The following is an 18,733-nucleotide window of genomic DNA, read 5'->3' as shown; positions in this document are numbered from 1 at the left end:
TGCGGTGCGATCACTCAAGTATGTGCTCACGGAGTGGTCGACGTCACGTTTCCGAGGAAAAAATGTGGTTGACGCTCAAGGTTGTTTCACAAGTCGGCGCGCCGACGAGGCGTCAGAAACTGACCACGATTCCGGTGTGGACCTGCTTGCCGCGGCGTACGAGCGCGGCCGGCTTGGCGACGAGCCAGAACTGCCAGGTGTACTTGCGGGCGAGGAACTTGTTGACCTGGGCGGCCTCCTCGCCTTCGAGGAGCCGGGCCGTCCCCTCGGCGGTGGCGGCGCCCGGCGCGATGCGCCCGCGCGCGTCGCACGCCGTGACGACGACCCGGTTGTCGTTGCGGAGCCGCTTGACCTTCCAGGAGTCACTGCGGGTCCAGATGTAGAGGACACCGCCGTCCACGGCGTGCCAGACCGGGGTGTCCACTCCGGTGCCGTCCTTCCGGTACGTGGTGAGGCTGACGTAGCGGCTTCGGCGGAGCGCGTCGAGAGTCATGCGCACGAGACTATGCCGCGCCACCGGACGGGCGGACTCCGGGACCGGCGGCCGGGGGGCGCAGGGGGCGGAGACCAGGGGCGGACGGACTGCGGATCAGGCCGGCATCGGCGAGCAGGCCGCCACGATCTCGTCCATCGACAGCCCAAGCGCCGAGGCAAGCGCCGCGACCGTGAAGAAGGCGGGCGTCGGGGCGCGGCCGGTCTCGATCTTGCGCAGCGTCTCGGGCGAGAGCCCGGAGACGGCGGCGATCTCGACCATGCTGCGCGGACCGCGCGCCTCGCGGAGCAGACGGCCCAGCCGCTCGCCGCGCTCGCGCTCTTCCGGGGTCAGTGGGGTACGCACCATGGCGTCATTGTAATACCGCCACGACCGGTATAATTATTGGAACGGTGGAGATCGAACGGACGCGTCCCCGGACGCCGTACGCGCCGCGGGCCGGGCGGGACTCCACGGGCACGCCTGAGCCGTGTCCGTGGAGTCCCGCGCGGTGTCCGGCGCGCCGCCGGCCGCCGGGCGGGCTTCATGGGCCCGTCCGGTGGCCGGGGCCTTCGGGTCAGGGCCGGTTCGCGGGGCGGACCACCATCGCGGAGCCGCCGCCCCTGCGGTCCTTCTCCGCCGCCGCCACCCAGCGGCCGTCGGGCAGCCGCTGGACGCCCGTCGCGGCGCCGATCTCCGGGTTCTTGGTGAACGCGTGCCCCAGTGCTTCGAGTTGGCCGCGCAGCGGGCTGTCGTAGAGACCCGGCTCCAGCTCGGTCGTCGCCGAGTTGCGCTGGCTGGCGCGGGGCGCGGCGATCGCGTCGACCAGCGGCAGACCCCGGTCGAGATGGCCGGTGAGGGTCTGGATGACAGTCGTGATGATGGTCGCGCCGCCGGGTGAGCCGAGCGCCACGAGCGGCCGGTCACGGTCGTCGAGCACGATCGTCGGGGAGATGGACGACCTCGGCCGCTTGCCGGGGCCGGGCAGGTTCGGGTCGTGGACGGCCGGGTTCGCGGCGGCGAACGAGAAGTCCGTCAGCTCGTTGTTGAGGAGGAAGCCCCGGCCGGGCACCGTGATGCCGCTGCCGCCGGTGGACTCGATCGTCAGCGTGTAGGCGACGACGTTGCCCCACTTGTCGGCGGCCGTCAGATGGGTGGTGTTCTCCCCCTCGTACGTCGTCGGCGCCGCCGTACCGCCGGGCGCGCACGCCACCGGGTTCGCCGGGTCGCCGGGCGCGAGCGGGCTCTTGAGTACCGCGTCGTCCTTGATGAGGCATGCGCGCGAGTCGGCGAAGCGCTGCGACAGCAGGCCCTTCGTGGGGACGTCCTCGAACGCGGGGTCGCCGAGCCAGCGGCCCCGGTCGGCGAACGCGATGCGGCTCGCCTCGATGAAGCGGTGCAGATACCGCTTCTGCGAGGCCCGCGACAGATCGGTGTTCTCCAGGATGTTGAGCGCCTCACCGACGCTCGTGCCGCCGGAGGACGACGGCGCCATGCCGTAGACGTCGAGCCCCCGGTAGGAGATCTTCGTCGGCGCCTGCCGCTTCGTCCGGTACGCGGCCAGGTCTCCGGTCGTCAGATCGCCGGGCCGCACGTTGCGGGTGGCGTCCGGATCGACGGGCGGGGTGCGGACGGTACGGACGATGTCGCGGGCGAGGTCACCCTTGTAGAGCGCGTCGGTGCCGCGCCGGCCCAGTTCCGCGTACGTACGGGCCAGGTCGGGGTTCTTGAACACCGAACCGGTCACCGGCAGTTCGCCGCCCGGCAGGAAGAGTTCGGCCGAGGCCGGGAAGTCGGCGAACCGGTCCTGGTTCGACGCGGTCTGGGAGCGGAACGTCTCGTCGACGGTGAAGCCGTCCTTCGCCAGCCGCTCGGCGGGCGCCAGCAACTGCCGCAGCGACCTGCTGCCCCAGGAGTCGAGCGCCCGCTCCCAGGTGGCCGGGGTGCCGGGCGTACCGACGCCGAGTCCGCTCGTCATGCCCTCGGCGAAGGGGATCGGCTTGCCGTTCTCCTGGAAGAGGGTGGCGTCGGCGGACTTGGGAGCGGTCTCGCGGCCGTCGATGGTGTGGACGGAGCGGGACTTGGCGTCGTAGTAGACGAAGTAGCCGCCACCTCCGATCCCGGCCGAGTAGGGCTCGGTGACACCGAGCGCGGCGGCGGTGGCCACCGCCGCGTCCACGGCGTTGCCGCCGCGCCGCAGGACCTCGATACCCGCGGCGGACGCGTCCTGGTCCACGCTCGACACGGCTCCGCCGTGGCCGACGGCGAAGGGCGTCTTGGCGGGCGTCTTGGCGGGCGGTTTCACCGGCGCCTCCGTGGGAGGCGCCGCGGCGCCCACCGAGAGCATGGCGGCGGCGAGGGCCACGACAGAGACATTGCGTGCGGTGCGTGGGGCGGGGCGGCGCATCTGTACCTCCGGTCGACGTCCGTCCGCGGAGCGTAACTTCACCGCTCGCGCCCCGCCATAAGCATTGGTCCGATGACATGAAGGGTTTACCGAGGAGGTCGCCGGACAGTCCACCGGCCGGTCCGTCCCCCATCGCCGCCCGGGCCGCGTCCGGGGGGCGTGAACTCCTCGCACCATGTCCGGTACGGCGACGTCCCGCTAACATGCGCGCCCATGACAGACGACGTACGCAATATCGTTCTCGGGGTGCTCGCCACCGGCATCAGCGCCGCTCTCGGCTGGATGGCCCGGACCTATCTCTGGCGCCGCAAGCTGCGCAGGAAGCAGGCGTTCTTCGGACTGCCGGGCAACTCCGAGTGTCTGCTGGTCGTCAACCGGGAGGCGGGCGGCGACGGCGCCGTGCACCGTCATGACGTCTTCGCGCTGCTGGAGATGTCCGCGCTGATCAAGGACTGCGGCGCGCACGCGCAGATAGTCCAGCACGACTCCGCGCAGCAGGGGTTCGGGGAGCGTACGGAGTTCTGTCTGGGCGGTCCCGCGTCGAACCGCCGGATGGCCGCCCATCTCTCCTCGCTGCTGCCCGGTGTGAAGATCAACACGGATCCGGATCCCGGCCCGGACCGCGGGGCCTTCCAGATAGGCAGCGAGCGCCACCGCGCGGAGCCGGGCGTGGCGGAGTACGTCATCCTGGCCCGCCTGACCGCCGGCCAGGACTCCCGGCCGGTCTTCCTCTTCTGCGGGCAGCGGGCGATCACCAACCAGGCGGCCTCGCGCTATCTGGCCAGACACCACGAGAAGCTGTCACGGAAGCACGGCCGCGACTCGTTCTGTCTGCTGCTGAAGGTGGTCAACTCGCAGGCGTACGGCCCCGATGTGGTCGAGCTGGTCGCGGACGTCACCAGGGCGGCGCAGGAGCCGGCCCCCGTCGTACGCACCTCGCACCGGGCGACCGGCTGAGGGGCGACCCGGTGCGGGACCACCGCCGGACCGCCACCACCGCGGAGCCGCCGGTGACGGCGTGGAAGACGCGGACGGCGCGGACGGCGCGGACGGCGCGGGAATCGGCGGGGAAGGAGAAGAGCGGCACCCTCGTCGTACGTGGCGACGACGCGGGCCCGCTCCATGTCGAGCACGGCCCTCCCGGCGCGCAGCTGACCTTCTCCCCGGCCACGCCCGACCCGTGGTGCCGGTCGGTCCCGTGGCGCGAGAAGTGATCTCCGGCTGCTGCCAGAGGGTCCCCCCGCGACAGGCGGGAGGCGGGCCGTGTCCCTTGAGCTACCGCACGTCGGGCGGCGGCGGGACCATCCCCGCGAGCGCGGGGCACGGCGGACGCGTACGGACTCCCGGGTGGCACCCGAGGCCGGCGCGGCATCCGTGATCTCTTCCGTCGAGACCACCGTCACCATGGGGATGAACGACGAATCGTAGTCCAGATTCGGCGCGATGGGCTCGTCCGCGCATCCGAACTCCCGGACCGGGGCATCCGGTCGGCGGGGTGTGGGTGGGTCGTGGAATCGGCCGCGGCCCCCGCCGCGGACTGCCCGTCGGACCGTGGTCGACGGCCATGCGCTGCCCTCCCCGTTCTCGGCGATGTCGAGGTCAGCGCAAACTATCCAGCCCGCCAAGGGACTTCACGCCCGACACGCATAAATCGGTCATAAGCCGTATTAACACCCCGAGAGTGGGGGCGATCACGCTTCGGCCGCCTCCGCGTACACCTGCGACAGTTCGGGCGCGCCGCTGACGGCCCAGTCCAGACCGGCTTCCACGACCTGGATCTCACGGCCGGAGACGAGCCGGACGACGGGATGGCCGCCGGGCCAGATGTGCCAGGCCGCCCCTTCGACCGTACGCACGATGACCGTACCGAGGTACAGCCCCGCGTCGTTGCCGAGCCAGGGCAGCTCCTCCGGGTCGTCGCGCCAGTGGGGCGGCAACTGGTCCAGGGCCTCCAACGAGGCCGGGGAGTCGTCCAGTTCGAGGCCGGACGCCCCTGCCCGGACACGCAGCAGCTCGCACTCGGAGAGCAGCTCGGCCACGCCTTCCGCGTCGCTGCCGACGACGGATGCCGACGACGCCCCCTCATCAGCACCGTTGCGTTTGCGCCAGTTGTCCAAGAAAGGGATGTTCATACCACTCAGCCTGCCATTTCCCCGTGCCCGCGCACCTCGGGGCACGCGGGCGGTATCAGAGGCAGAATGCCCGCGGCCAGACCCGACGATGCCGGCCCGGCCCCCGGAACATCAGAGGTCGAGATCGACGACGACCGGAGCATGGTCCGAAGCACCCTTGCCCTTGCGCTCTTCACGGTCGACATAACTGTCCTTGACGGCGGCGGTGAAGGGCCCGTTGCCGTAGACGAGGTCGATCCGCATACCCCGGTTCTTCGGGAACCGGAGTTCGCGGTAGTCCCAGAAAGTGTACGGCTGGTCGTACTTGAGCGGTCGCGGCATCACATCGGACAGACCGCCGTCCCGCAGAGCGGCGAGCGCGGCGCGCTCGTCGGGCGTGACATGGGTGGCGCCCTCGAAGAGCGCCGGGTCCCACACGTCCTGATCGGTCGGCGCGACGTTGAAGTCACCGAGGACGGCGAACGGCCTCTCCCCCGCGCTGTCCTCGGCCACCGCCGCGCGCAGCGCCTCCAGCCAGCGCAGCTTGTACGCGTAGTGATCGTGCGCGACCTCGCGGCCGTTGGGCACGTAGACCGACCAGACCCGGACGCCGCCGCAGGTGGCGGAGATCGCGCGGGGCTCCTCGACGCCCTCGTACTCCGGGCCGCCGGGCAGGCCCTTGACGACGTCGTCGAGACCGGCGCGGGAGATCAGCGCGACCCCGTTCCACCTGCCGGTGGCGTTGACCGCCGACTCGTAACCCAGCTCGCGCAGAGCGTCGGCGGGGAACTGCTCCAGGGTGCTCTTGGTCTCCTGGACGCACAGCACGTCCGTGCCCGTGCTCTCCAGCCACGCCAGCAGACGCGGCAGCCGGGCAGTGATCGAATTGACGTTCCAGGTGGCGATGCGCATGGACGACAGCCTATCCGCGAGGTCCGACAGTGACCCTCCCGGCGATCACCGGGACGGCGCCTCGGGCGTCGCCGACCGCACAGTTCGCCGGCCTCACAGTTCGGTGGCCTCACCGGGCGCCAGCCTGGCGTGGCCGGAACCCCCGAGCCGGCCGACATGGCCGTCGTACAGAGGCAGCGCCAGATCGGTGAGCAGCGCGTCGTGGATGTCGAAGGTGCGTCGCGGCTTGACCTCGCGTACGTAGTCGATCACTTCGGAGATCTTGTTCCACGGCGCGTGCACCGGGACCATCAGCGTCTCGACGGGACGGTCGGGGACCGTGAACGCGTCGCCGGGATGGAAGAGCGAACCGTCCACCAGATAACCGACGTTGGTGACCCGCGGCAGATCGGGGTGGATCACCGCGTGCAGTTCGCCGTGCACCTGTACGTCGAAGCCCGCCGCGGCGAACGCGTCGCCGTGGCCCACCGTGTGCACCCGTCCCGGAAAGGCCGCGGAGAGCTGCTCGGCGACGCTGCGCAGGGTCCAGATCTCGGTGGCCGGGTCCGCTTCCAGGGCGGTGCGCAGCCTGCCCTCGTCGAAGTGGTCGGGGTGCTCGTGCGTGATGAGCACGGCGTCGGCGCCGAGCGCCGCGTCCTCCTCGCTGAAGACACCGGGGTCGACGACGAGCGTGCGCCCCTCCTTCTCCAGCCGGACGCAGGCGTGGGACTTCTTGGTGAGCTTCACCCTGACCACCTCGTGTCGCGGATTCCTGGACGGCGTTCCCTTACGGCCACCGGTTTCGCACCTCCCATGGTCGATACCCGCCACCACGAGGGCAAACGGGAGTGGTGCGGCCAGGGCCCGGCCCGTGGGGCGCCCTTCAGCCCTCGGGGGTGGTCTCCTCCTGGACGACCGCGCCGACGACGCGGAACGCCGCGGTCGCCGCCGGGAGACCGCAGTAGACGGCCGTCTGGATCAGCACCTCCTTGATCTCGGCCGGGGTCAGCCCGTTGCGCAGGGCCGCCCTGGTCTCGACGGCGAGTTCATCCAGGTGCCCGCCCGCGACGAGTGCCGTCAGCGAGACACAGCTGCGGCTGCGGCGGTCCAGGCCCTCCCTGCTCCACACCTCGCCCCAGGCGTAGCGGGTGAGGAGTTCCTGGAAGTCGCCCGCGAACTCGTCCGTGTCGGCCATGACACGGTCGACGTGGGCGTCACCGACGACCTCCCTGCGCACCCGCATGCCCGCCTCGTACTGATCCGGGCGTACGGCGGCCACGGCCTGCGGCTGCTCGGCGGACGCGATTTCGGCGACGGGGGCGGCCGTCGGCGACAGGGTCGGCGGGCCCGCGGGCGTCCCCGGGCCCGGATACGTGGCCCAGTCGGGCAGCACCGTCAGGCCGGTCGAGGTGTCGGAGGGGTTCTGCCAGGCGGTGGAGAAATGGCGGACGAGCAGGTCCGTGACGGCGGCGGGCTGCTCGACGGGCGCCAGGTGCGAGGCTCCCGGCACCAGCGCGAGGCGGGCGTCCGGTATCCCGGCGACCAGGGTGCGGGCCTCGGCGGGCCCGGTGACCTTGTCCTCGGCGCCGACCAGGACGAGCGTCGGCACACCGATGCGGCCCAGCTCCGCCCGTACGTCGAAGGCCGCCAGGGCCTCGCACGCGGCGATGTAGCAGCCCGGATCGGTCGTGCGGACCATCTGGACCGCCCACTCGACGATCGCGGGCTGCGCGGCGGCGAAACCGGCAGTGAACCAGCGTTCGGGCGCGGAGCGGGCCATCGGGTCGAGTCCGTTCGTACGGACGATGACGCCGCGCTGGCGGAACTCGTCCGCCGTGCCGAACCTCGGGGACGACGCCACCAGGGCGAGTGACGCGACCCGGTCGGGGCGGCGCAGGGCCAGTTCCGCGCCGATCGCACCGCCGATGGAGCAGCCGGCGTAGCCGAACCGCTGCACTCCGAGCCCGTCGAGGGTGGCGAGGAGCCGGTCCGCCAGCTCGGGGACCCCGGTGGCGGGGTGCGCGGGCGCGCCTCCGTGACCGGGCAGGTCGAATCGGAGTACGCGCCAGTGTTTCGCCAGCTCGGGCGTCTGCCTGTCCCACATGTGCCAGGTCGTACCGAGAGAGGGACCCAGGATCAGGGTCGGTGCGTCTTCTGGCCCGTCGACGCGGTATTGCAAGGTCTTCGTGGTCGTCTCGCTCACCCGCTCACGCTCCCACACCCATCGACCCGGTACGGGAGGGGGTCGGGGAGCCGGGGACCCGCACGCGGCACGGCACGGCGCCACGGCGCTCTCGCGGCGGCGCCGCCCGCCGTTGTCCGGGAACGGGAAAACTTCTCCGGGAATTCCGGGAGGTCCTGGAAATCCCGGAAATCCGGGAAAGCATTCGCGCCGACGCGGTCGCGCCATTCCGTTCATCGCTTCCGGGCCGTCTCGGGCGCTGTGGCCGCCGTGAGTTGTCGGCAAGCCGGCGCCAAGTCGCGGAACAGTACCGGCCAAGCTCCGTGGCCGAACCTTCGCTGTATGGAGCGCCTCTGTCGGGGGACGCCGCCCCATTCATTTCCACGGCGCGGGCGCGCCGCCGTCGCCTCGATGAGCAATCCGTCAGCGATTCGACGTGCCTTTCCCGGGGCTTTTCGCCGGCCGGGCGGTCCTGGCACGCGACTCGTCACCGACCCCAGGCAGCCAGACAGGAGCATGGCATGAGATCACCGAATGTACCGCGTTCGGCCCCTATTCCGTGGCCCGCGGAAGTCGACCCGGATCAGGTCCGCCGCGCCACGTCCGGGCTGATCGCACATGTCAGCGGCGGGGTCGGTCCCGGCGGCGCGATACGCGAGGAATGCCGGAGCCGGGTGCTGGAGACGGCGCTCGCGCTGACGCTGATGTCCCGTACCGGTGTGGAGTCACCGGCCCGGGACAACGCGCTCGCCTTCCTCGACGCGCACCTCGACACCCCGCGGGAGTTCGACCGCGTCCTCGCCACGCTCGCCGTCGCGCGGGCCGCCGGCCGGACGTCCGACGGTGACGCCGGCCTGATCGACAAGCTGACCGACGGCCTGCTCGGCGCCGCACCGGAGTTCATCTCCGCCCGCCGTCGCCGGATGCTGTACGCCGTGCTGTCGGTGCTCGGCTGCCCGCTGCCGCCCGGTGTCGTGCCGGCGTCGGACGAGCGGGCTCCCACCGATCCCATCCACTCCTGGGCGGCGGTCCAGCAGGCGTCCGTCACACTGATCCTCGCCTCGGCGACGGGAGTCGCCAGCGGGGCCGCCGACGACGCGCTGCGCACGCTGAGCGGCCTCCGTCCGGCGGCGAAGGTGTGGGAGGGGTACGTACTGCTCGACCTGCTGTCGCTGCACGCGCTCGCCGGTGTCCCCGGGCAGGAGGCGACGGTGCGCGGCGGTCTGGGGACACTGCTGCGGCACCAGCGCGCGGACGGCGGCTTCCCGTTCGTGCTGGAGATGCGGAACTGGTGCACGTCGACGGCGGGGATCGCCCTGACGGCGGCCGGAGCGGCACCGGACGTGCCCATGGCCATGGCCAGGATGCTCGCCGCCCATCGGGTGGACGACTCACGGCGCGCCCTGTGCCGTTCCCTCTCCCGCGGCGCCACGCTCGGCGGCGGCTGGTCCATCGGCCCCGAGGTGGCGCAGAACGACGTCGACTGCACCTCGTGCGTGCTGGAACTCCTCCAGGAGCTCGATCCGGTCGCCTTCGGCGGCACCGTGCGGCGCGGCGTGGACGCGCTGCTGGCCGTCCAGGGCGCCGACGGCGGCTTCCCGACGTACGTCGCGGGCGCCACCTCCGAACCGTGCATGACGGCCGCGGCCGTCAACGCGCTCGCGCCGCACCCCTCCACCGCGCCCGCGCGGGAACGCGCCCTCGCGTTCCTCGCCGACAGCCAGCTGCCCGACGGGGGGTTCGAGCCGGGGTGGAGCAGCAGCCGGCTGCACACGATGTTCCGCGCGCGTCTGGCCGCGTGCACCGCGGACCCGCGCGACGGCCGCACGGCAGCCCTGGCGGGGCGGATCGAGCGCTCGGCGTACGACACGCAGAACGCCGACGGCGGCTGGGGCATCCGGCCCGGTGATCCCAGCGACGACATCAGCACCGCCTACGGGCTGATCACGCTGTGCTACGGGGCCGATGCCCGCCCCGTGGGGCGCGCCCTGTCCTGGCTGCTGGCACGGCAGCAGGCGGACGGCGGTTACGGCGGCCCGCCCGACATGGTCGGCCCCCGTCCGTTCTCCTACCACCTGCCGGTCCTCACCGACATTCCCGTGCTCCTGGCGTTCGGCCATGTGCGTTCCCGGGTCCAGGGCGCGGCGGGCCGGCTCCAGGGGGTGGCCTGAGCGCGCCGCCAAGCCGGCGCCAACTCGGGCCACAGCGGGGGCCAAGGCACGGAGCCAGACTGGGGAGCGCCGGGCGCCGGAACCGGCCGCGGCGACGTACCGCGCGCACGGGCGGCCGACCGGCCCGTACCGACCAGACATCCAAGCCAGACATCCAAGAGCGACACGTGGGGGATTCAATGTCCGGAGCCGCTGACGTCGAACGCGTCTACTCGGCCATGGAGAGAGCAGCCGGTCTGCTGAACCTGACCTGCGCACGACAGAAGATCCTGCCGATCCTGACCGCGTACGAGGACGCCCTCGCGGATTCGGTGATCGTCTTCTCGATGTCCGGCGGCGACCACGCCGCGGAGCTCGACTTCAGCTTCACCATCCCTTCGGGGGACGTCGATCCGTACGCCTTCGGTCCGTCGACCGGCATCCCTGCGGAGACGGACCATCCCATCGCCTCCCTGCTCACGGACACCGGCGAGCGGTGCCCCGTCGCCATGTACGGCGTCGACGGCGAGGTCTCCGGCGGCTTCAAGAAGACCTACGCGGCCTTCCCCATCAATGACCTGCTCGATCTGCGGAAGCTCGTCGCCGTGCCGTCCATGCCGCCGGCGGTCGCGGAGAACGCCGCACTCTTCACCCGCTACGGCCTGGACAAGGTGCAGGGAATCTCGATCGACTACCAGCGCAAGCAGGTGAATCTGTACTGCGGTGACGTTCCCGCGGGATCCCTCGAACCGGAGACGGTCCGGTCGATGCTCCGTGAGATGGGGCTGCGGGAACCGAGCGAGGAAGGGCTGGAATTCGTGAGGAAGTCGTTCGCGGTGTATCCGACCCTCAGCTGGGACTCGTCGAGGATCGAACGGATCTGCTTCGCGGTGATAAGCACGGATCCGACGCTGGCACCCACCCGGGTCGAATCGGATGCCGCGCTGTTCTCCGAGTACGCCAACAACGCGCCGTACGCGTACGCCGGAGAGCGCCGTACCCTCATTTACGGTCTCGCTGTCTCACGCACGAAGGAATACATCAAGCTCGGCTCGTACTACCAGATCAGCGACCACCAGCGGAAGTTGGTGAAGGCGTTCGACGCTCTGGAGGACTAGGTCGTGCACGGGACGGGGGACGCGCACCACTCGCGGGAGCGGGGGGTGCGCGTCCCCCTTCGGTGTGCGCCTCAGTCGTCGAGTACCGCGCGCAGGGCATCGGCGAACAGCCGGGGCCCGTCGACGGTCAGCACCGACTCGGCGTGGAACTGGAAGGAGGCGAAGTGCGGACCGCGGAGCATGTCCACCTCTCCGGTGGCCGGGTCGGCGCTGACCCGCACCCGTCCCACCCCCGGCACATCGCGGTGTCCGGTGCGGCAGACGGCGGCGAAGGTGTTGTAGTAGCCGACCCGCTCGGGCCGGCCGAAGAGGTCGACGGAGCGCTGTACGCCCTGGTTGGGCTCGTCCCGCCGTGTCAGGTCGAAGCCGAGCCTGCGGCTGAGCACCTGGTGGCTCAGACAGACCGCCAGGAAGGGGATATGGTCGGCCAGCAGCCTCTGCACGGCCGAGTCCAGCACCGCGATCTTCGGGTCGCCGAGGGCGTGGGGATCACCGGGACCGGGCCCCATGACGACGACGTCGAACCCGTCGAGGGCGTACGGCTGGTCGTAGCGCAGCACCTCGGCGGTGACGCCGAGCGCTTCCAGCTGCTGCACCATCATGGCGGTGAACGCGTCCTCGGCGTCGACCACCAGAACCTTCAGCCCCTCCAGCTCGGGCACCGTCAGCGGCCGGGCGGCCGTGGACGCCAGCCAGAAGTCGGCGATGCCGGTGTTCCGGGCGCGCAGGGCCTCCCGTACCACCGGATGGTCCGCGAAGCGGCGGGAGACTCCGTGGTCCGGACCCGGTGCCGGACCCGCGAGCGGCTCCGTGCCGGGGGTCGCACCGGTGTCCGTGCCGAGGCCCGCGCCCAGGGCGTCGAGCAGCCCGGCCGCCTTGGCCCGGGTCTCCGCGGCCTCCGCCGCCGGGGACGAATGGCGCACCAGGGTCGCCCCGACGGCGAGTGACACGCGCCCGTCCGGCGCGATGTCCGCGGTGCGGATCAGAATGGCCGAGTCCATCGATCGCACGCCCGACGGCTCGTCGCTGATCAGCGCGGCGACACCGCTGTAGTAGCCGCGCCCCCGGGGCTCGTGACGGGCGATGACCCGGGCCGCGCTCTCCACGGGGCCGCCCATGACGGTCGGCGCGAACAGGGTCTCGCGCAGGATCTCGCGTACGTCCCGGCGGGTGCGGCCCTCGATGAAGTACTCGGTGTGGGCGAGCCGAGCCATCTCCTTGAGCGCGGGGCCGGTGAGCCGACCGCCGTCCTCGCAGATCCGGGACATCGTCTTCAGTTCCTCGTCGAGGACCATGTACAGCTCGTCCGTCTCCTTGCGGTCACCGAGGAACGCGGTGAGGCCGTCGAGGGTCGGGCCGCCGGGCGGGTAGCGGTAGGTGCCGCTGATGGGGTTCATCACGGCGTGGCCCTCACGCACCGAGATGTGTCGCTCCGGGGTGGCCCCGACGAACGTCCGGCCGTTCACATGGATGACGAACGTCCAGTAGGCGCTGGGCTCCAGGGCGACGAGCCGCCGGAAGACGGCCAGCGCGGTGTGCGCCGAATCGCCGCCGAGGTCCGCCAGGAACGTGCGCTTGATGACGAAGTTGGCGCCCTCGCCGCTGCCGATCTCCTCGGCCACGACACGCCTGACGACCTCGGCGTACTCGTCGTCGGACAGGTCGAAGCGCTGACCGGACAGGGCGACCGGGGTGCCGGGCAGCCGGTCCAGGGTCGGCGCCAGCGGCAGCACGGCCTGCTCGGTGACGGTCAGGGCGATGAGGGGCGATCCGTCGTCCGGCGCCGCGAAACCCCGCTCGGCGAGCTGCCGGTAGGGCACCAGGACCAGCGCGCCGTGTGTCGTCGCGGCCGGCGGGCGTGCGGGCTCCGGCAGCGGCAGACCGTCCAGCGAGGCGGGGTGCGTGACGTCGCCCAGCAGGAGGTCGACGGTGCCGGGGGTGCCCGTCTCCGGCCGGTGCAGCAGGGCGAAGTCGGGTGGCGCGGATGCGGCGAGCACCCGGTCGAGCAGATCGGGTGCGGCGGATACGGCGGCGTCACCGGGGTCCGGGACCCGCCGCTCGTCGTACGGAGCGTTCAGAGGGGCGATGACGGGTTGGCCAACCACCGGTCGGCTCCTTTCGCGCAGGGGGCACCGAAGGCGGTGCCGGGAACGGGGTGCGGAGATGCACGCGGACCCCGGGGGTCGTCGCGTCCCGCAGCCGGGTCCCGCACCCGCCGGGAGTGGTGACGGTGTCGCCTCGCACGGAGTCGTGGAGCCGGGCCGCGGCGCCGCGCCGCCACGGCTCCGCGGCCGGGCGTCGGGCCTCGTTCAGGTGGGGACGCCCTCCCGGCGGACCGCCGGGAGGGCGATGCCCGGCGCCCCGAACTGCCGGTACGAGTTCATGAATTCGCGCCGCCGCCCGATGTCACCGTCGCGCTCCACCCGGAGCCGGTCGGGGTCCTGGGTGTCCCGCGTGAACAGCGGGTGACGCTCCAGCCGGTCCTGGCCACGGGTGTTCATGTACCGCGCGACGACCGCGCGGTTGTGCTCGCGTACCTCTGTGTCGTCGGACATGAGCCGCCTCACTTTCCACTGCGGAGGGGTGGGCCGGTGCCGTGCCCGACCGCTCGCTCGCTCGCTCGCGGAACGGTCCGGGTGACCGGTCCATGAGGCCGGTCCGGCTGCGTACACCCTGTGTCAGCGGACTTGTGATGCTCTTGGCGAGGAGCGGGAGGCCCGCGGTCCGGTACGGGTCCGGCGCACCACGCACGGACGGTGGCCCCCCGCGCACGGATGATCGTGTGCGGGGGGCCACCGTCGTGGCGCGGGTTCGCTCATGAACCCCTGAGCGCCGGTTCGAGGTCGCGCTTGTCCTCGTCCAGCGGCGGGGGGACGTCCTGACGCCTGAACAGCGCGCTGGGCCACCACATCCACCGGTCCGCGTCCAGCGTCAGGGCGGTGACCAGCACCGAGCGGACGATCATGGTGTCCAGCAGTACGCCGAACGCCACCGCGAAGCCGAGTTCGGCCGCGAACACCAGCGGCAGCGAGGCCATCGCCGCGAAGGTGCCGGCCAGCACCAGACCCGCCGAGGTGATCACACCGCCGGTGGTGGAGAGACCGATCAGCGCGCCGCGCCTGGTGCCCTGTTCCAGTGCCACCTCGCGTACCCGGGTGACCAGGAAGATGTTGTAGTCGATGCCGAGTGCGACCAGGAACACGAAGGTCAGGAGCGGGAAGTTGGCGTCCGTCCCGGCGAAGTTGAACACGTGCTCGAACACCAGGTTGCTCACCCCGATGGCCGCCGCGAACGACAGCACCACCGTCGCGATGAGCAGCAGCGGCGCGACGACCGCCCGCAGCAGCAGCGCGAGGATCAGGAACACCACGACCAGGACGATCGGGATGATCAGCTTGGAGTCGTGAGCCGCCGCCTCCCGGGTGTCGAGCATGATCGCCGTGTTGCCGCCGACCTCGGCGTCCGCGCCCTCGACGTCATGGACCGCCGCTCTGGCCCGGTCGACGGTGTCCATGGCGCTCGTGCTGGTGGGAGAGTCCTCCAACTCCCCCAGGATCATCGCCTCGTCGCCCTTGACCACCGGCTTCGAGACGGCCGCGACTCCCGGTACGCCGGCCAGGGCGGTGCTGACCTGCTCGGCCGACGACGCCTTGGCCACGACATAGACGGGGTCGCCCGCGCCGGCCGGGAAGTGCTCGTTCTTGATCTCCTCGCCGACCACCATCTGCGGCTTGTTGGTGAACTGGTCCTTGTTGGAGAGCCCGTCGGACTTGAGCCCCAGCGCCCCGATGGCCATGACGCCGAGGGCGAGGGCGGTGCCGATCCACACGACGCGGGGCCGGGCGGAGACGGCGTTGCCGACGCGGGTCCAGATGCCCTCCCTGGTCGCCGCGGCGGCCCCGTACACCGGCTTCACCGGCCAGAAGACCCACCGGTCGCAGATGACCAGCAGGGCCGGCATCAGGGTGACCATGGCGAGCAGTCCGACCAGGATGCCGACGGCGCTGGCCGGTCCGAGCCCCTGGGTGGAGTTGAGGGTGGCCAGCATCAGCAGCATCAGGCTGACCGCCACGGTCGCGGCGCTGGCGACGATCGCGGGACCGGAGCGGTGCAGGGCCACCGCCATCGCCTCGTGCCGGTCCTCGTGGCGGCGCAGTTCCTCCCGGTACCGGGAGGTGAGCAGCAGCGCGTAGTCGGTGGCGGCGCCGAACACCAGCACGGTCAGGATGAAGCTCGTCTGTGTGTTGACGACGAGTCCGGCGTGCTTGGCCAGCAGGTAGATCACCGCCTCCGAGGTCATCAGGGCGCCGCCGGCGGTCATCAGGGGAAGCAGGGGCAGGATCGGGCTGCGGTAGGTGAGCAGCAGGATCACGACCACGACCGCCGCGGTGATCGCGGTCAGACCGCCTCCGCCGCCGAAGGCGTCGATGGAGTCGGACGCGTAGCCGGCGGGTCCGGTGACATGGAAGCCGAGCCCGTCCGCGTCCGCCCTGCCGACGTCGGTCATGTCCTTGACGACCTTGTTGATCCCGTCCCAGCCGCTCTTGTCCTTCTGCACCTGGACCACGGTCTGGATGGCCTTGCCGTCCTCGGACCTCAAGGGGCCCTGGGGCTCGCCGACCACCTTCTCGACGCCCTGGAACGCCTGGACGTCGGCCTGGGCCTTGGCCATGTCGGCGGCGGTGACGCCGTCCTGCCGGTCGTAGACGACAAGGGCCAGCACGGTGTCGGTGTCCTGGAACCTCTCGGCCCGCTCGACGACGGCGGTCGACTCCGCGTCACCGGGCAGCCAGGCCGAGTTGTCGTTCTCCTGTACGTCGCCGAGCTTCCCGGCCAGCAGGACGGCGGGGATCAGCAGGACGACCCAGAGGGCGAGGACAACCCATTTCGCCCTCCTGCCACTGGGTAGGGAAGCCAGTTTTCGCAACATGTGAATTCCTCGGTTGTCAGTCGACGTAAGAGAGCTTGTCGGGATTGGCGATGGCGTAGATGCCGCACACCTGGTCGCCCTCCGGCGTGAGATCCACGACGACGACGGCGTAGGGGGCGTCGCCGGCGAGCAGCAGAACGGCGGGGTCGCCGTTGACGCTGCGGAAGGCGATGCGGAGGGTCTTGCCGGAGCTGGGGGCGACGACGGCGAGCAGGCGGGCGACGGAGTCGCGGCCGCGGATGGGCCGGAGGCCGGTCGCGCCCTGGGCCTTGCCCCCGCCGTCGCTCCACATGACCACGTCCGGCGCGAGGATCTCCAGGAGCGCGTCCAGGTCACCGCCGAGCGCGGCGGCCAGGAAGCGTTCGGTGACCTGCTGCCGCACGTGCGGCGCGGGCTCGTAGCGGGGGCGCCGGGCGTGGACGTGCTCGCGGGCGCGGTGGGCGAGCTGGCGGACGGCGGCGGGGTTGCGGCCGAGCATCTCCGCGATCTCGGTGTGGGCGTAGCCGAACACCTCGTGCAGGACGAACACCCCGCGCTCCAGCGGTGTGAGGGTCTGGAGGATCACCATCAGCGCCATCGACACGGACTCGGTGCGCAGTGCCACGTCGGCGGCGTCGTCGGCGACGGGGGCGACGGGGAGGGAGCTGACCAGCGGTTCGGGCAGCCACGGGCCGGTGTAGGTCTCACGGCGGCGGCTGATGGCGGCCTGGTGGGCGAGGGCCCGGTTCACCGCGATGCGCACCAGATAGGCGCGCGGGCTGTCGATCGGCTCCGCGTTCGGTGCCCGGTTCCTGTTGGTCCAGGACAGCCAGGTCTCCTGGAGGACGTCCTCGGTGTCGGCGATCCCGCCGAGCATGTTGTAGACGAGGGAGAACAGCAGCTCGCGGTGCTCGTTGAACACCTGTGTCGCGGCGTTCGCCGCCGGATCCGATGCCGCCGGCCCGGGGCCGTCTCCGGAGACGGCCGGCCGGGAGCCGGGCGGGGGGTGATGCGTCATGAAGCCTCCCGTCGCGATTGCGTTCAGACCTGAGAGCTGTCCGGGCGGCCGGAGTGTGACATCCGAGCCGGAAATGTGACCCACGTCACAAACTTGGCCGTCCCGGCCCGGCCGGTGACCAAAGGGCAGCTCAGGACGGGATCCAGTCCCGCTCGATGCGCGGCGTCTCGATGCCGAGGGCACGCATGTGCTCGATGGGATTGGTGTACTCGCGGCTGGCGGCGATCATCCCGTCACTCAGAGTGAAGCCGTGGATGAAGTGGTTGCGGTAGTGCCCCTCGGGATATCCGGGGAAGCGGATCGTCCCCTCGCCGTCGCACTCGACCCAGATGACGGCCGGATCCTGCGTCTCGTAGATCCGCACGTCGATCCACCGCCAGTCGGGCAGCACCTCCAGCGAGAGCACGCCGTGCCGCTCCAGCCTCTCCCGGCCCCTGACGACGATGGGCCGGCCGATGTCGGTGTTGAACAGGGACGCGGTGCCGTCCCGCGTGTAGAGGGTGTACCGGCGCGACCGGGCCTCCGCGCCGGTCTCCATGTACCGCTCCACCGCCCGCCGGTTGCGGGCCCGCAGGTCCTGCTGATCGGTGAACACCGGTGCGACGGAGCCCGGTTGGGCGGACCGTGCCGAGGTCATGGCATCTCCTGGTGTGGGCTCAGGGCTGAAGCCGGGTCGCCGACCAGCCGTCCGCGGTTCGCTCGTAACTCAGCCGCTGGTGCAGCCGGTCGTGCCGGGCGTACCAGAACTCGATCCGGGCCGCGGTCACTTGGTAACCGCGGTACCGCTCGGGGCGCGGCAGCGGTCCGGGCTCGCCGTGGAGCCGTTCGGCCTCGGCCAGCATGGCCGCCGCGTCCCTGAGCGGCTCGCTCTGGCGCGACAGGGTGGTCATCGGGTGGGCGGCCGGGGGGCGCGCGTGCCAGAGCGCGTCGGACTCGGTGCCGGACAACTGCCGGGCGGGTCCGCTGACGCTGATCTGCTGGCCGGTCTCGCGCCAGTAGAGAACCCCGGAGACCCACCCGGTCTCCGCGATGTCGCGCCCCTTCCTGCTGGTGGCGTGCGTCTCGAAGACGAAGCCGTCGTCCGTCACGTGGTTGAGCACGACGATCCGGGTCGATGCCCGGCCGGCCGCGTTCGCGGTGGCGAGGGCCATCGCCCTCGGCTCCCTGACGTCGTGCTCGTGCGCGTACGCGAGCCAGTCGCGCAGCACCGGGACCGGGTCCGCCGGCGGGTCGTCGTACTCCTTGAAGACGAAGTCGAGTGAGCCGGTGAGGGATTCGCTCCGGCTCGCACTGTTGATCAGGCTCATTCGTGGTATCTCCGATGCGTTGTGGCGCGTTCTCACGCGGCTGGTTCCCCGGGCGACGGTCACGGCGCCGCCCCGACCCCCGTCGAGGTGCTCGCGCCGGACTCGTGGCGGGCCGGCGAGGGCGTGGTGCGCGGGCCGTGCCCGAGGGACCGGGTGCGTCGCGTGGGG

17 protein-coding genes are annotated in these 18,733 nt (G+C 71.5%); 4 read left to right on the top strand and 13 right to left on the bottom strand.

Translation table 11 applies throughout. From position 1 onward, the window contains the following. Positions 1–112: 112 nt before the first annotated feature. The 3 genes from ACZ61E_RS10380 to ggt form a co-directional block, all read right to left on the bottom strand. Complete coding sequence (locus ACZ61E_RS10380) at positions 113–493, bottom strand: PPOX class F420-dependent oxidoreductase (RefSeq protein WP_469699152.1); 381 nt, start codon at positions 491–493, stop codon at positions 113–115. A gap of 96 nt (positions 494–589) precedes the next feature. Beyond that, positions 590–841 (bottom strand): helix-turn-helix domain-containing protein, encoded by a 252-nt coding sequence (locus tag ACZ61E_RS10375; protein WP_469699151.1) that lies wholly within the window; start codon positions 839–841, stop codon positions 590–592. A 208-nt stretch (positions 842–1,049) separates the two neighbouring features. Continuing rightward, the gene (gene ggt, locus ACZ61E_RS10370) at positions 1,050–2,879 is read right to left on the bottom strand and encodes a gamma-glutamyltransferase (protein ID WP_469699150.1); all 1,830 of its coding nucleotides are present in this window, start codon (positions 2,877–2,879) and stop codon (positions 1,050–1,052) included. 213 nt (positions 2,880–3,092) lie between these two features. On the opposite strand from ggt, the gene ACZ61E_RS10365 reads away from it, so the two are divergent. Both ACZ61E_RS10365 and ACZ61E_RS10360 read left to right on the top strand, forming a co-directional pair. Next, entirely contained in the window at positions 3,093–3,836 is a 744-nt protein-coding gene (locus tag ACZ61E_RS10365) for a hypothetical protein (RefSeq protein WP_469699149.1), read from the top strand. A gap of 11 nt (positions 3,837–3,847) precedes the next feature. Beyond that, positions 3,848–4,093, top strand: a complete 246-nt coding sequence (locus ACZ61E_RS10360; protein WP_469699148.1) for a hypothetical protein — start codon at positions 3,848–3,850, stop codon at positions 4,091–4,093. A gap of 477 nt (positions 4,094–4,570) precedes the next feature. Here ACZ61E_RS10360 and ACZ61E_RS10355 read toward each other — a convergent pair whose 3' ends face one another. The 4 genes from ACZ61E_RS10355 to pcaDC form a co-directional block, all read right to left on the bottom strand. Next, a complete protein-coding gene (locus tag ACZ61E_RS10355) occupies positions 4,571–5,011 on the bottom strand; it encodes a DUF6278 family protein (RefSeq protein WP_469699147.1) in 441 nt (146 codons plus the stop codon). A gap of 111 nt (positions 5,012–5,122) precedes the next feature. Further along, positions 5,123–5,902, bottom strand: coding sequence for an exodeoxyribonuclease III (locus ACZ61E_RS10350; RefSeq protein WP_469699146.1), 780 nt, complete (start codon positions 5,900–5,902; stop codon positions 5,123–5,125). A gap of 93 nt (positions 5,903–5,995) precedes the next feature. After that, on the bottom strand, positions 5,996–6,628 hold the full coding sequence (locus tag ACZ61E_RS10345; RefSeq protein WP_469699145.1) for an MBL fold metallo-hydrolase: 633 nt from the start codon (positions 6,626–6,628) through the stop codon (positions 5,996–5,998). 136 nt (positions 6,629–6,764) lie between these two features. Next, the gene (gene pcaDC, locus ACZ61E_RS10340; protein WP_469699144.1) at positions 6,765–8,084 is read right to left on the bottom strand and encodes a bifunctional 3-oxoadipate enol-lactonase/4-carboxymuconolactone decarboxylase PcaDC; all 1,320 of its coding nucleotides are present in this window, start codon (positions 8,082–8,084) and stop codon (positions 6,765–6,767) included. Positions 8,085–8,584: 500 nt separating this feature from the next. Between pcaDC and ACZ61E_RS10335 the strand changes: the two genes are divergently transcribed. Continuing rightward, on the top strand, positions 8,585–10,234 hold the full coding sequence (locus ACZ61E_RS10335) for a prenyltransferase/squalene oxidase repeat-containing protein (RefSeq protein WP_469699143.1): 1,650 nt from the start codon (positions 8,585–8,587) through the stop codon (positions 10,232–10,234). 179 nt (positions 10,235–10,413) lie between these two features. Next, complete coding sequence (locus ACZ61E_RS10330; RefSeq protein WP_469699142.1) at positions 10,414–11,331, top strand: aromatic prenyltransferase; 918 nt, start codon at positions 10,414–10,416, stop codon at positions 11,329–11,331. A gap of 71 nt (positions 11,332–11,402) precedes the next feature. Here ACZ61E_RS10330 and ACZ61E_RS10325 read toward each other — a convergent pair whose 3' ends face one another. The 6 genes from ACZ61E_RS10325 to phzG all read right to left on the bottom strand — a co-directional run bounded on the left by ACZ61E_RS10325 (position 11,403) and on the right by phzG (position 18,565). Further along, the gene (locus ACZ61E_RS10325) at positions 11,403–13,340 is read right to left on the bottom strand and encodes an anthranilate synthase family protein (protein WP_469699267.1); all 1,938 of its coding nucleotides are present in this window, start codon (positions 13,338–13,340) and stop codon (positions 11,403–11,405) included. 300 nt (positions 13,341–13,640) lie between these two features. Next, on the bottom strand, positions 13,641–13,886 hold the full coding sequence (locus ACZ61E_RS10320; RefSeq protein ID WP_469699141.1) for a PhzA/PhzB family protein: 246 nt from the start codon (positions 13,884–13,886) through the stop codon (positions 13,641–13,643). 260 nt (positions 13,887–14,146) lie between these two features. After that, entirely contained in the window at positions 14,147–16,261 is a 2,115-nt protein-coding gene (locus ACZ61E_RS10315; RefSeq protein WP_469699140.1) for an MMPL family transporter, read from the bottom strand. A 16-nt stretch (positions 16,262–16,277) separates the two neighbouring features. Then, complete coding sequence (gene sigJ / locus ACZ61E_RS10310; RefSeq protein ID WP_469699139.1) at positions 16,278–17,258, bottom strand: RNA polymerase sigma factor SigJ; 981 nt, start codon at positions 17,256–17,258, stop codon at positions 16,278–16,280. A gap of 130 nt (positions 17,259–17,388) precedes the next feature. Next, positions 17,389–17,895, bottom strand: a complete 507-nt coding sequence (locus ACZ61E_RS10305; RefSeq protein WP_469699138.1) for a PhzA/PhzB family protein — start codon at positions 17,893–17,895, stop codon at positions 17,389–17,391. Positions 17,896–17,914: 19 nt separating this feature from the next. After that, positions 17,915–18,565, bottom strand: a complete 651-nt coding sequence (phzG, locus tag ACZ61E_RS10300) for a phenazine biosynthesis FMN-dependent oxidase PhzG (RefSeq protein WP_469699137.1) — start codon at positions 18,563–18,565, stop codon at positions 17,915–17,917. Positions 18,566–18,733 lie beyond the last annotated feature (168 nt).

The organism is Streptomyces sp. NPDC104581, from assembly GCF_055583685.1.
Note: the sequence above shows the minus strand (reverse complement) of the source record. Positions and strands in the feature narration are given on the sequence as shown.